The organism is Gordonia sp. NPDC003504 (genome assembly GCF_053587995.1).
Window position 1 is genome coordinate 183,324 of sequence record NZ_JBSFPC010000008.1, and the last position, 13,088, is coordinate 196,411.

Consider the following 13,088-nt stretch of genomic DNA (forward strand, 5'->3'; position numbering starts at 1 on the left):
CCCTCGACGCTCAGATCTCCGAGAGAGCCGCCACCTTGGTGGCTCGCGCGTATACGGTCTCACCGGCGTTGAGGTTCAACGCGTTCTGGTCGCCGCGGGTGATCTGGGCCGCGAATTCCTCGCCGGTGGCCGCCGACGTCAACTCGACGCGGGTCTCGAATCCGAGGTTCACCACCCGGTTCACCGTCGCCTTGATGACCCCGGTGTCCAGGCTCGGGTCCGCGGCGGGCAGTGCCAGTTCGGGTTTGCGTCCGATGCGGATGTCGTGGGGCCGCACCAGTTCTCCGTTGAGGCGCACCGTCGATCCGAGGAAGGATGCGACGAATTCGTTGGTCGGTCGGTCGTAGAGATCGTCGGGCGTGCCGACCTGCTCGATGCGGCCCTTGTTCAGTACCGCGATCCGGTCACTGACGTCGAGCGCTTCCTGCTGGTCGTGGGTGACCAGCACGGTGGTCACGTGGACCTCGTCATGCAGGCGACGCAGCCAGCGGCGCAGGTCGTCACGCACCTTGGCATCGAGGGCACCGAAGGGTTCGTCGAGGAGCAGCACCTTCGGGTCGACGGCGAGCGCGCGTGCCAACGCCATCCGCTGCCGCTGGCCGCCGGAAAGCTGTGAGGGAAAGCGCTTCTGGAACACCGTCAGACCGACCACCTCGAGCAGTTCGTCGACCTTCGCGTCGACCTCGGCCTTCGGTCGCTTGCGGATCTTGAGGCCGAACGCGATGTTGTCGCGCACCGTGAGGTGTTTGAACGCCGCATAGTGCTGGAACACGAAACCGATGTCCCGCTTCTGTGGTGCCTTGCCGGACACGTCGTTGCCGTTGATGACGACCGTGCCGGAATCGAGGGTGTCCAGCCCTGCGATGGCCCGCAGCAACGTCGACTTCCCCGACCCGGACGGCCCGAGCAGCGAGGTCAACTGACCGTCGGCGATCTCGATCGAGACGTCATCGAGGGCGGCGAAATCGCCGTACCGTTTGTTGGCACCGATCACCGAGATGGACATGTCAGACGCCTTTCTTGCCTGCGGCGGAGTGGGAGTGGGTGTGGACGACCTGCTCGGCGTCGAGCGATTCGGGGCCGTGCGGGACCGTCAGTTCCGGTTCGACGGTGTCCACCTCGCCGGTGACGGACGTACTGGCATCGGCCAGACGCGATTTGGCCCGTCGTTCGATCAGCGACATCAGCACCAGCACCAGGATCGCGACCATCATCAGCAGTGTTGCGGCCGCGTAGGCGCCGAATTCGTTGTAGTCGTCGGTGTAGCGGGAGTTGACGAGCAGCGTCAACGTCTGCGAGATACCCGGATAGTTCGACGACACCATCGTCACCGCGCCGAACTCGCCGAGAGCGCGGGCGACGGTCAGCACGATGCCGTAGGTCAGGCCCCATCGGATCGCCGGCAGGGTGATCCGCCAGAACACCTGCCAGGCGTTGGCGCCCAAGGTGGCCGCGGCCTCTTCCTGCTCGGTGCCGATCTCGCGCAGGACGGGTTCGACCTCGCGTGCCACGAACGGCAGGGTGACGAAGAGGGTGGCCAGCACCAGTCCGGGGAAGCCGAAGATGACACGGAAGCCGAGGCTTTCGATGCCACCGAACCAGCCGCCGTAGCCCCACAGCAGGATCAGCGCGACACCGGCGACGACCGGGGACACCGCGAACGGCAGGTCGACGACGGCCTGCAGCACCCCCTTGCCGGGGAAGCGGCCACGCGCCAGGGCCAGGGCGATCAGCACCCCGAAGATGACGTTGAGGGGCACCACGATCACCACGATCAGCAAGCTCAATTGCAGCGCCGAGATCGCCGCCGGGGTGGTGATCCACTCCCAGAACTGCACGATGCCGTGCTCGAAGGCGCGGTAGAAGATCGTGCCGACCGGCACGACCAGCAGGATGAACAGGTACACCAGTGCGATCGTGCGCAGCCCGTACCGGGTCAGTGGCGAGACTTTCATCGGTCGGCATCCTCCCGCTTGGACTGCCACCGGCCGGCGATACGCAGGATCAGCAGGGTGACGAAGGCGATGAGCAGCAACACCACCGAGATCGCCGCGGCACCGACCGGGTTGTCGATCTCGATCTGCTGCTGGATGTACTGCGAGGCGACCTGCGTATCGCCGGGGATGTTGCCGCCGATCAGGACGACCGAACCGAACTCACCGATCGCGCGGGTGAATGCCAGTCCGGCGCCGGTCAGGATGGACGGCAGCAGCGCCGGCAGGATGATCTTGCGGAAGGTCGTCCAGTTGCGCGCGCCGAGCACCGCCGCGGCCTCTTCGACGTCGACGTCGAGTTCGATCAACACCGGCTGCACCTGACGCACCACGAACGGCAACGTCACGAAGGTCAACGCGATGATCAACGCCGGTTTGGTGGCGTTGAGATGGATGTCGATCGGACTGTTCGGCCCGTACAGACTCAGCAACACCAGGCTGGCGACGATGGTCGGCAAGGCGAACGGCAGGTCGATGATCGCGTTGACGAATCCTTTGCCGGGGAAGTCATCCCGAACGAGCACCCAGGCGATCAGCGTGCCGAAGACGACATTGATCAGTGCGGCGACGAGAGAGACGAGCACCGTGATCCAGAGGGTGTCGAGTGCCGCGGGAGCGGTCACCGCATCCCAGAATCCACTCCACCCGTCGTCGAAGGACTGCACAGTGATCGCCGCCAGCGGCAGCAGCACGATGAGGCTCAGCCACAGCCACGCCACCCCGATGGTGATCGGACTGACGCCGGCGAAGGTCCGCGAACGTCCGAGGAATCCGCCCGGCGGCTGCGAACCCACCGCCTCCGGTCGCGGGGCCGGTACGGTTTCCGAGGTCACTGGACACCCCCTGCGTCGTAGATCTTGGTGATGGCGCCCTTGGTGCCGAAGAGTGCGCTGTCGACGGCCTTCCATCCCGTGAGGTCCACGCCGTCGTTGTCCGCGGCGGTGCCCTGGCCGAGGACCTTGCCGAGTTCCTTGATCGTCCACAACTTCTCGATGTCACCCGGGAAGAGGTTCGCGGTGGCCGCGGCGACCGCCGGCACCACCGGCCGGAAGCCCTGTCGCGCCCAGATGTACTGGGCCTCATCGGTGAACAGGTAGTTGACGAAGGCGCGCGCGGCGGGCAGGTCATCGGAGGTGTTGACCACCGCGACCGGGTTCTCGATCTTGAACGTCTGTGGCGGAATGACGTACTCCACCTGCGCGGACGGCGCCGCCGAGGCATTCGCCCGGTCGAGCATGATCGCCTCGTTCTCGTAGCTGATCAGCACATCGCCCTGTCCCTGCTCGAAGGCGGTTGTCGCCTCGCGGCCCGACTTGGGCACCACGCGCACGTGGTCGCGGACCAGTTCGGCCACGTAGTCGAGGCCGGCCTGCGAGTTCTGACCCCCACTACTCATCGCCGCGTAAGGCGCCAGCAGATTCCATTTCGCCGATCCCGAGCTGCCCGGGTTGGGTGTCACCACCTGCACGCCGGGACGCAGCAGATCGTTCCAGTCGTGGATGTTCTTGGGATTGCCCTTGCGCACGACCAACGCCACGACCGACCCGAACGGGGTGCTGTTGTAGGGCGCCTGGGTCTTCCAGTCCTTGTCGACCAGACCCGCTTTCACCAGTCGGGTGATGTCGGGTTCGACGGAGAAGTTGACGACGTCGGCGGGGACGTGGCGGGCCACCTTGCGGGATTGGTCTCCGGAGGCCCCGTAGGAGGCCGAGAACCCGATGTCGTGGCCTTCGGGGGTGGCACGGAAGGCCGGGATGATGTGGTCGAATCCGAGCTTGGGCGTCGCGTAGGCGACGAGGTCCAGGTGGCGGGAGCCGCTGGAGATGTCGACGCCACCGGGTTCGTCGGTCGATCCGCCGCCACAACCGGCCACCGCGACCATCGCCAGGGCCAGCAGACACACCAGTATCGGCGTCCTGCGTCGCGGGATGGATGCAGCGTTCACTACAGGCTCCTCCGAGGATGTGATTTCGACGCCGGTCGACATGGGCCGCGACCAGCGGACGAATTACGCTAACAACCCTCGTGGGGCTCACCGAAACCTGCGAGCAACCTTCTGGCCCTCGCCGGCGGAAGGTGCTATCGAGTGAGGAGCCAGGCCAAGAGAACGAGAACGATGAGCGCGACGAGCGCCCAGGTCACACGCGAGCGGAACACCACCTACAAACCTTTCTGGTCGTCGTCGGCGAACCGGCGACGATCAATCACCGACATCACGCCGTCGACCAGCGCATTCAGCGCGATCGCGGCGGCGATGGCGCAGGGAACCAGGACCACCAGGGTGACCAGGAGTTGGGGAACGAAGGCCAGACCGGTCAGCCATTCCTCGACACCGTCCCACCAGGCGAGTACCCCGTTCACACCCATCACCTCGTCAGTCCCCGCTCGGCTGTGGACTTTCATTCAGCCTGATTCGAACTCTCCGATCCGGCCGTCGCCACTCAAGTAGCGGCATTGCGGACCGGTCGCAATGATATATCCATGACGGCCACAGACGACTCCGCCCTCGACTCGGATATCACCGATGCGGCGGTGGCCGAGCCGGATGTACCGCCCATGCCGGTCGAGCCGGAGGCCGCAGCCTTCTCCCCGGCGACGCATACCGTCACCTCCTTCCCGCCGATCGGCGACTACGCGTTCCTCTCCGACACCGAGACGAACTGTCTCATCGCCCGCAACGGGTCAGTGGAATGGATGTGCGCACCACGACCCGACTCGCCGAGTGTGTTCGGGGCGATCCTCGATCGCAGCGCGGGCCACTTCCGTCTTGCGCCGTACGGCGTGAACGTTCCCGTCGATCGTCGGTATCTGCCGGGCAGCCTGATGGTGGAGACCACCTGGCAGACCGACACCGGGTGGATCGTCGTGCGTGACGCGCTGGTGATGGGCCCCTGGCATGACAACGAGCGCCGCTCGACCACTCATCGCCGTACACCGACCGATTGGGACGCCGAGCACATCCTGCTCCGCACCGTGCGCTGCGTGTCGGGCACCGTCGAGTTGGCGATGAGTTGCGAACCGGCCTTCGACTATCACCGTGCCCGCACGAAGTGGGAGTACTCGGGTCCCGCGTACGGCGAGGCGATCGCCACGGCCATCAACACCGACGCCACCTGTCCGACACTGAAGTTGACCACCGATCTGCGGCTCGGCCTCGAGGGTCGCGAGGCTCGGGCGCGGACCCGGCTGGTCGAGGGTGACGACCGGTTCGTCGCCCTGAGTTGGTCCAAACAGCCCGCCCCGCAGAACTTCACCGAGGCCGCGCAGAAGATGTGGGCCACCTCCGAATGCTGGCGGCAGTGGATCAACATCGGGTCCTTCCCCGACCATCCGTGGCGTACACATCTGCAGCGTTCCGCGTTGACGCTCAAGGGGCTGACCTACTCCCCGACCGGCGCACTGTTGGCCGCGGCCACCACATCACTGCCGGAAACACCTCACGGCGAACGCAATTGGGACTATCGGTACGCCTGGGTGCGTGATTCGACCTTCGCACTGTGGGGGCTCTACACCCTGGGCCTCGACCGCGAGGCCGACGACTTCTTCTCCTTCATCGCCGACGTCTCCGGCGTGACCAGCGGCGAACAGCATCCGCTGCAGGTGATGTACGGGGTGGGTGGCGAACGCACCCTGGAGGAGGAGGAACTCGGGCACCTGACCGGCTACGACGGCGCCCGACCGGTGCGGATCGGCAACGGCGCGTACAACCAGGCGCAGCATGACATCTGGGGCACGATGCTCGACTCCGTGTACCTCAACACCAAGTCCAGCGAGTCGGTGCCAGAGACGCTGTGGCCGGTGCTCAAGGCGCAGGTCGACGAGGCGGTTCGCAACTGGCGCAAGCCCGATCGCGGCATCTGGGAGGTCCGCGGTGAACCGCAGCACTTCACCTCGTCGAAGGTGATGTGCTGGGTGGCCCTCGACCGCGGCGCCCGACTCGCGGCGTTGCACGAGGAGAAGGAGTACGCCCGGGAGTGGGCGGAGATCGCCGATGAGATCCGGGAGGACATCCTCGCGTTCGGCGTCAACGACCGCGGCGTGTTCACCCAACGCTACGGCGACGACGCTCTGGACGCCTCGCTGCTCCTGGTTCCGCTTCTGCGATTCCTGCCATCGGACGACTACCGCGTCCGCAACACCGTCCTGGCCATTGCCGAGGAACTCACCGATAACGGCCTCGTCCTGCGCTACAAGGTCGAGGAGACCGACGACGGCCTGTCCGGCGAGGAGGGCACCTTCACCATCTGCTCCTTCTGGCTGGTGTCGGCGTTGGTCGAGATTGGCGAGTTGGAACGCGCAAAGACCTTGTGCGAGAGGCTGTTGTCGTACTCGAGTCCACTGAAGTTGTACGCCGAGGAGATCGACGCCAAGACCGGTCAGCACCTGGGAAACTTCCCGCAGGCCTTCACCCACCTGGCGTTGATCAACGCGGTCATGCACGTCATCCGCGCTGAGGAGGCCGCCAGCCATGGGCAGTTCCAGCCGGCCAATCACTGAGTCGGTGCGCCCGCTGGTCTCAGTGCAACGCTCGTGCGAGCTTGCGAGCCCGTGGCGTGTCCGCCGGGCCGAGCTTGTCGAGGTCGAGGCCACTTTCGCAACCTGATGCCGGAAACCGATTGCAGCGCAGCACCACCCGACGGTAGACCGACGGCAGCCGCCTACCGCGGGTAGGTGGTGATGGTTTCCCCGGTGACGGGGTCGCGCCAGATGACCGCCCGATCGGCGAGCATGGTGGGGATCAGCAAGCCCATGTGTTTTCGTTGGTGGTCCGGGGTACACAGCGGCATCAGGTTGAATTCCACCGTCCAGCCACCGGTGATCGGATCGCGGTGCACGAACTTCACCAGGTGATCGATCTGGCAGTCACTGGCCGGCCGCCCGCACTGCGGATACCGGCAGGTGCCATCCAATTCGATGATCTTCTCCCGCAACCAGGCCGGGATCCGATATGTCAACGCACCCGGTGGTGGGAGGAGATAGCCGCCGTGTCCGGTCGGGTCGATCGGGGTTGTGGGGAACGGGTCGTCGAGGCGACGCCAGGCCGCCGGTATCCGTTCCAGCGAGGTGGCGGTGCTGATGGTGGGTATGTCCAGGGTGGGAAACTCGGTGACGGTCACCAGCTGTCCCGAATTGATCAGCGTTCGGGCGTGAGCTTCGTCAATCACGCCGAAGTATTCCAGCCGGGCTTCCCGCTGCCCGGACGGATCGGTGATCAACGACAGCGACAACTGCAAATCACTGTCGGGTTCGGTGTCGGGGTGCGCCTCGACGGTATCTGTTGCCGCACAATCAGCGTCGTCACAACCAGCGTCGTCGTCGGTGATCATCTCGGGATCGTCGGTCGTCTCGGGTTCGGTGGTCTCGTCAGCCTCACCGCGCTCGGCGTCGACATCGCCAGACAGATCAGTCGCGTCGGGGTCGATGTCGAGGTCGGTCAGGCTACTGGGTTCTTCCGGCAGCGGGATCGCGCGCGAGCAGTCACCCCGCCCGCATTCACACGACAGGTACGCGCCGGGTAGTCCTTGGATTTCGGCGAAGGCCGCGACCTGCACCTGTCCGCGGCGGCGTGGATCACGTGGGCAGATCCGCTGACTGATCATCTGTGCGATCCGCGCTGCCAGATGCGCACCCATCTCGCCGGGGGCGTAGACGGAGATGCTGCAGTGCGCGTTGGTGTCCCGACGGACCCGCACATTCTGATCGCGTGCGGCGGCTTCCTCGCGGCGGTCGGCGGCACCGTCGGGATCCAGCGCGATCACCATCTCGACAACCTGATCCCGCAACGTCGTATCCGCCTGATTACGTCCGGCCAGTTGCAGTGCACGGGTTTCGGCGAACGCACGCACATCGTCATCGGACAGCACGACGATCTCGTCGGCGATGATGCGGATACGTTCCAACGACTGGTCACCGGCCAAGAACGCCGCGGTCACCGTCGGAAGCGTCGACAGCAAGAAACTCAACCTCATCCACGCGGTGGCCTGCGGCACCGACACACCCAGCGCGGCCGACACCTTGCCGGTCGCAGCCTTGTCGACGCCACCGGTGGTGTGCACGTTGGTCTGATGACCCGACAGCAGCATCTCGTCGTACACGGCGTACCCGACCCGCGCCGCCGACAGCACCTTCCGGGCGATCACCTGCCGTTCCTGGCGTTGCAACGATCGGGCCAGAGCGGTGGCCTGCTCGACAGGAAGGTGATCGATCAAGGCCGCGTCGTCGGCGGTCATCGACAGTTCCGGCGCGGTAGTCGTGCGAATTGTGGTGTCGGCCATGATGTTCACCCCCTCTGCTCGGTCGCTCCAACTGAACTGACTCAAGTGTAGCGACGACCACCGACAAGTTTCTTCGGCGCGGAAGCGTTTGGGGGTGAACGCTGTCCGCGTCAGCAGATCTGTGTTCGGTTGGCGGCAGGATGGTTTCGCTGTCGGGCTGCGGATTCTCGACACGATCCTCCGTTTCGACGGAGCTCAACGCGGCGGCTATCGCTCCGGACCGACTCGACCGACGGAAAGGCCGGCTCGGCCGGCGGGACAGGTGGATCGGCCCGCTCATCCTCAGAGCTTGAGCATGCCTTCGGAAAGCTGCCTACAAATCCGCATGCCAGGACCAGACGGGTCTGCAGGATCTGGGAATCCCCACTCGCAAAGACCCTGTTCAAGTACCGACGAACGGCATCTGAAAGTCGTCGGCGACCAGGGTCCTCTGGCCGATCGATCGGGCAGGAAGAAACCTTAGGGAGCGCCGCCACTGATACTGGCCTTGTGGAGCCGATCGGGAGCCGCTACGAACCGCTCGACCGGCCATCTCGTCGCAGACACTCTGGGCGTCTTCGAGAACGTCTGGGTGACGGACGGAGCCGCCGAGCTGACGAAGTTCGTGCCACACCGCAAGGCGACCCCCGCCCGATACCGCTCGAGAAGGGTCACGCCCCGCCCGACTCCGAACCGGCCGCCACCAACCCGCGCCGACGCATCAACGGACCGATCTGCGGCGTATGACCGATCAGATGCTCATGCGCCACAAGTGGATCCACGCTGTCGCCGCGCGACAACGTCGAGTCGGCGAAGCGTTTGCCGTTGTTGCGTAGCAAGCCGCCCTCGGCGAGGAACCACTGTTCGGTCTCGGCGTCGAGAACCTCGGACCAGATGTAGGAGTAGTAACCGGCCGAGTAGCCGCCACCGAAGATGTGGTTGAAGTAGGCGCTGCGGTACCGCGGTGGGATCAACTCGGTACCCACACCGGCCTCACGTAATGCGGTGGCCTCGAACACCTCCACATCGTCGACGGCCGCGGCCTGCTCGACGGAAAGCCGATGCCAGGCCAGGTCGAGGGCAGAGGCAGCCAGGTATTCGATGGTGCCGTGCGCGGTGTCGGCGCCCGCGTTCGCGCGCGCCGCGTCCGCGAGTTCTGTCGGGATGGATTCTCCGGTCTCGTAGTGGCGTGCATAGTTCGCCAGGACGTCGGGATGCAATGCCCACATCTCGTTGACCTGCGACGGGAATTCGACAAAGTCCCTGGGCACCGACGTTCCCGACTGCGAGGGATAGTCCACCGCCGACAGCAGCCCGTGCAGTGCGTGGCCGAATTCGTGGAACAGGGTGGTGAGCTGATCGATACTCAGTAGTGCCGGTGAATCCCCGTCCGGCTTGGGCACATTGAGCACGTTGACGATGATCGGCTGGGTTGCCAGGATCGTCGACTGATCGACGATGTTGCTCATCCATGCCCCGCCCCGCTTGGACGGCCGCGCGAAGTAGTCACCGAGGAATAACCCGATGCTCGTGCCGTGCTCGTCGAAGACCTCCCACACGCGGACGTCGGGATGGTAGGCGTGCAGATCGGGTCGTTCGGTGAAGCTCAGTCCGTAGAGCTTGCCCGCCGCGTAGAACACCCCGCGGGTGATCACGGTGTCGAGTTCGCAGTAGTCGGCGAAGGCATCGAGGTCGATCTCCGACGACGACCGCCGCTGTCGTGCAAGCCAATACGTGACGTCGGCGGCCCCGATCTTCGCATTGGGGTCGACCGAACGCGCGAACTCGGTCAGGGTGGTGAGTTCGGCACCACCGGCACGCATCGCAGCCGTGATCAGTTCGCCGAGAAGATCATCGACGGCCGCCGGATTCGGTGCCGTCTGTTCGGCGATGACGTACCCCGCATGATCGCGGTACCCGAGCAACTCGGCACGCCGCGCCCGCAGGCGCACGATCTCCAGAACGGTCTCGCGCGTATCGAAGTCATTGCCACGCGAACACCGACCGACCGATGCGTCGAACACCCGCTGCCGCGTGCCGGCATCACCCAACTCGGTCAGCACCGACTGACTGGTCGGGAGTTCCAACGTCAGAAGGTAACCCGATTCGTGGCCGGCGTCCGCCGCGGCACGGCGGGCCGAGGCGATCGCTCCCTTCGTCATCCCCGCGAGTTCCGCGACGTCGGTGACGAGGACCGCCGAATCGTTGGTGTCGTCAAGGATCTTCTGCGAGAACGTGGTGCTCAGATACGCCAGACGCGACGAGATCTGACGCATCTCATCCTGCTCGGTCCCGTTGAGTCCGGCTCCCGCCCGCACCGCGTCGCGGTAACGAGTATCGAGCAGCCGCCGCTGCGCCTCGGTCAGGCCGAGATCGTCGGCCTTCTCGTGCAGAGATGAGATCCGTTTGAACAGTTCCGGATTCATCGCGATGGAGTTCGCATGATCGGTCAGCCGGGTCGAGAGCTCCTGCGAGATCTCGTTGCGCTTCGGATTCGTATCCGGGCCGACGAGATTGAAGAAGATTCCCGAGGCCCGCGCCAGGTCGCGGCCGGAGAACTCCAGCGCCTCGATGGTGTTGGCGAAGGTGGGCGCCACCGGGTTGCCGGCAATCTCGGCGATCTCGTCGAGATGCGTGGCCATCGCCTCACCGAACGCCGGCAGAAAATCGTCGTCGGTGATCGACGCGAAGTCCGGTAATCCGTGCGGCAGATCGCTATGGGCGAGAACAGGGTTGACTGCAGGTCCGGCTGAGGTCATCACTTCCCCTTCGGTTTGTCACCCATCGAGTCGGTCGACAACGCCGCAACGAACGCCTCCTGCGGCACATCCACGCGACCGATGGTCTTCATGCGCTTCTTGCCTTCCTTCTGCTTCTCGAGCAGCTTGCGCTTGCGGCTGATGTCGCCGCCGTAACACTTGGCGAGCACGTCCTTGCGGATTGCCCGGATATTCTCGCGCGCAATGATCTTCGAGCCGATGGCGGCCTGCACCGGCACCTCGAACTGCTGCCGCGGGATGAGTTCCTTGAGTTTGGTGGCCATCTTGTTGCCGTAAGTGAACGCCGCGTCGCGGTGCACGATGGCACTGAATGCGTCGACCGCCTCACCCTGCAGCAGGATGTCGACCTTCACCAGGTCGGCCTCCTGCTCACCGGCCTCCTCGTAGTCGAGGCTGGCATAACCGCGTGTCCGCGATTTCAGCGAGTCGAAGAAGTCGAAGATGATCTCGGCCATCGGCATCGTGTACCGCATCTCGACGCGGGTTTCCGACAGGTAATCCATCCCGCCCAGTTCACCACGCCGCGACTGACACAGTTCCATGATCGCGCCGATGAACTCACTCGGTGCGATGATGGTGGTCTTGACGATGGGCTCGAAGATGTTGCGGGCCTTGCCGTCCGGCCAGTCCGACGGATTGGTCACGACGTGCTCTTCGCCGTCCTCCATGACCACCCGATAAACGACGTTGGGGGCAGTGGAGATCAGGTTCAGGTCGAACTCACGCTCGAGGCGTTCCCGGGTGATCTCCATGTGCAGCAAACCCAGGAAACCGCAACGGAATCCGAACCCCAGCGCCACGGAGGTCTCTGGCTCGTAGGTGAGTGCGGCGTCATTGAGTTGCAGCTTGTCCAAGGCGTCGCGAAGCACCGGATAGTCCGATCCGTCCACCGGGTACAGACCCGAGTAGACCATCGGACGCGGTTCCCGGTAGCCGGTCAGCGGCTCGGTGGCGCCGTGCCGGGCGGTGGTCACCGTGTCACCGACCTTGGACTGACGCACGTCCTTCACGCCGGTGATGAGGTAACCGACCTCGCCGACGCCGAGTCCCTTGGACGGTTTCGGCTCCGGCGAGACGATGCCCACCTCGAGCAGTTCGTGGGTGGCGCCGGTCGACATCATCGCGATCTTCTCGCGGGGCACGATCTTGCCGTCGACCACACGCACGTAGGTGACCACGCCCCGGTAGGTGTCGTAGACGGAGTCGAAGATCATCGCGCGGGCCGGGGCGTCGGGATCACCCTGCGGCGCCGGTACCTGCCGGATCACCTCGTCGAGCAACTCCGGGACACCCGCACCGGTCTTGCCGGACACCCGCAGCACCTCGTCGGGTTCGCATCCGATGATGTGCGCGATCTCGCCGGCGTACCGGTCGGGGTCGGCGGCGGGCAGGTCGATCTTGTTGAGCACCGGGATGATGGTGAGGTCGTTCTCCATCGCCAGGTACAGATTGGCCAGGGTCTGCGCCTCGATCCCCTGGGCCGCGTCGACGAGCAGCACCGCACCCTCGCATGCCTCGAGCGCCCGCGACACCTCGTAGGTGAAGTCGACGTGGCCGGGGGTGTCTATTAGGTGCAGGACGTAGTCGTCGTCGCCGACCTTCCAGGGCAGCCGGACGTTCTGCGCCTTGATGGTGATGCCGCGTTCCCGCTCGATGTCCATCCGGTCGAGGTACTGGGCACGCATCTCACGTTCCTCGACGACGCCGGTCAACTGCAGCATGCGGTCGGCCAGCGTCGACTTGCCATGGTCGATGTGGGCGATGATGCAGAAGTTCCGGATCTGCGCGGGATTGGTGAAGGTGGTGTCGGCGAAACTGGGGATGTCACTCACTCCTTGGACGGCGGGCCGGGACACCGGCACATATCACCTCTGAGTTTCTCACGCCGCCACCCGTCCCAGCGAACTCGACGCCACTCACTGCCCCTCAGCCTTGACAGGCGTACACCGAGAACGCAGCGGTGGCGGTACGGTTCACGCCCCGTCGGGTGGCGTGAGGTCCGCCATGACGACGACGAGCGGATCGACTTCGACGACCGCGGACAATTCCCTCGACCCACT

General features: G+C 65.1%; 9 protein-coding genes. 1 reads left to right on the forward strand and 8 read right to left on the reverse strand.

Annotation, left to right across the window (positions count from 1 at the left end):
• Positions 1 to 10: 10 nt before the first annotated feature.
• The 5 genes from ACWDPV_RS16215 to ACWDPV_RS16235 all read right to left on the reverse strand — a co-directional run bounded on the left by ACWDPV_RS16215 (position 11) and on the right by ACWDPV_RS16235 (position 4,355).
• Positions 11 to 1,006 carry a sulfate/molybdate ABC transporter ATP-binding protein gene (locus ACWDPV_RS16215; protein ID WP_348804244.1) on the reverse strand — a complete coding sequence of 332 codons (996 nt, stop codon included), beginning with the start codon at positions 1,004 to 1,006 and terminating at the stop codon, positions 11 to 13.
• 1 nt (position 1,007) lies between these two features.
• Positions 1,008 to 1,955 carry a sulfate ABC transporter permease subunit CysW gene (gene cysW / locus ACWDPV_RS16220; protein WP_449743827.1) on the reverse strand — a complete coding sequence of 316 codons (948 nt, stop codon included), beginning with the start codon at positions 1,953 to 1,955 and terminating at the stop codon, positions 1,008 to 1,010.
• Entirely contained in the window at positions 1,952 to 2,827 is an 876-nt protein-coding gene (gene cysT, locus ACWDPV_RS16225) for a sulfate ABC transporter permease subunit CysT (RefSeq protein ID WP_348804246.1), read from the reverse strand. The genes cysW and cysT overlap by 4 nt, the downstream gene beginning before the upstream one ends.
• Entirely contained in the window at positions 2,824 to 3,981 is a 1,158-nt protein-coding gene (locus ACWDPV_RS16230; protein ID WP_449743828.1) for a sulfate ABC transporter substrate-binding protein, read from the reverse strand. The genes cysT and ACWDPV_RS16230 overlap by 4 nt, the downstream gene beginning before the upstream one ends.
• Positions 3,982 to 4,154: 173 nt before the next feature.
• Positions 4,155 to 4,355 carry a hypothetical protein gene (locus tag ACWDPV_RS16235; protein ID WP_348807926.1) on the reverse strand — a complete coding sequence of 67 codons (201 nt, stop codon included), beginning with the start codon at positions 4,353 to 4,355 and terminating at the stop codon, positions 4,155 to 4,157.
• 195 nt (positions 4,356 to 4,550) lie between these two features.
• On the opposite strand from ACWDPV_RS16235, the gene ACWDPV_RS16240 reads away from it, so the two are divergent.
• Complete coding sequence (locus tag ACWDPV_RS16240) at positions 4,551 to 6,491, forward strand: glycoside hydrolase family 15 protein (RefSeq protein WP_348808095.1); 1,941 nt, start codon at positions 4,551 to 4,553, stop codon at positions 6,489 to 6,491.
• A gap of 161 nt (positions 6,492 to 6,652) precedes the next feature.
• Here the strand turns inward: ACWDPV_RS16240 and ACWDPV_RS16245 are convergent, their stop codons facing one another.
• The 3 genes from ACWDPV_RS16245 to lepA form a co-directional block, all read right to left on the reverse strand.
• Entirely contained in the window at positions 6,653 to 8,269 is a 1,617-nt protein-coding gene (locus ACWDPV_RS16245; protein ID WP_449743829.1) for an HNH endonuclease, read from the reverse strand.
• Between the two features lie 650 nt (positions 8,270 to 8,919).
• Positions 8,920 to 11,007: a M3 family metallopeptidase gene (locus ACWDPV_RS16250; protein ID WP_449743830.1), complete on the reverse strand. Its 2,088-nt coding sequence runs from the start codon at positions 11,005 to 11,007 to the stop codon at positions 8,920 to 8,922.
• Positions 11,007 to 12,860 (reverse strand): translation elongation factor 4, encoded by a 1,854-nt coding sequence (lepA, locus tag ACWDPV_RS16255; RefSeq protein WP_348807923.1) that lies wholly within the window; start codon positions 12,858 to 12,860, stop codon positions 11,007 to 11,009. Before lepA ends, ACWDPV_RS16250 begins: the two co-directional genes overlap by 1 nt.
• Positions 12,861 to 13,088: the final 228 nt, after the last annotated feature.

Excerpts from the sequence above, each read along its gene's own strand:
- ACWDPV_RS16215 (WP_348804244.1), bottom strand. The coding sequence starts at position 1,006 with ATGTCCATCTCGGTGATCGGTGCCAACAAACGGTACGGCGATTTCGCC.
- cysW (WP_449743827.1), bottom strand. The coding sequence starts at position 1,955 with ATGAAAGTCTCGCCACTGACCCGGTACGGGCTGCGCACGATCGCACTG.
- ACWDPV_RS16230 (WP_449743828.1), bottom strand. The coding sequence starts at position 3,981 with ATGTCGACCGGCGTCGAAATCACATCCTCGGAGGAGCCTGTAGTGAAC.
- ACWDPV_RS16240 (WP_348808095.1), top strand. The coding sequence starts at position 4,551 with ATGCCGGTCGAGCCGGAGGCCGCAGCCTTCTCCCCGGCGACGCATACC.
- ACWDPV_RS16245 (WP_449743829.1), bottom strand. The coding sequence starts at position 8,269 with ATGGCCGACACCACAATTCGCACGACTACCGCGCCGGAACTGTCGATG.
- ACWDPV_RS16250 (WP_449743830.1), bottom strand. The coding sequence starts at position 11,007 with ATGACCTCAGCCGGACCTGCAGTCAACCCTGTTCTCGCCCATAGCGAT.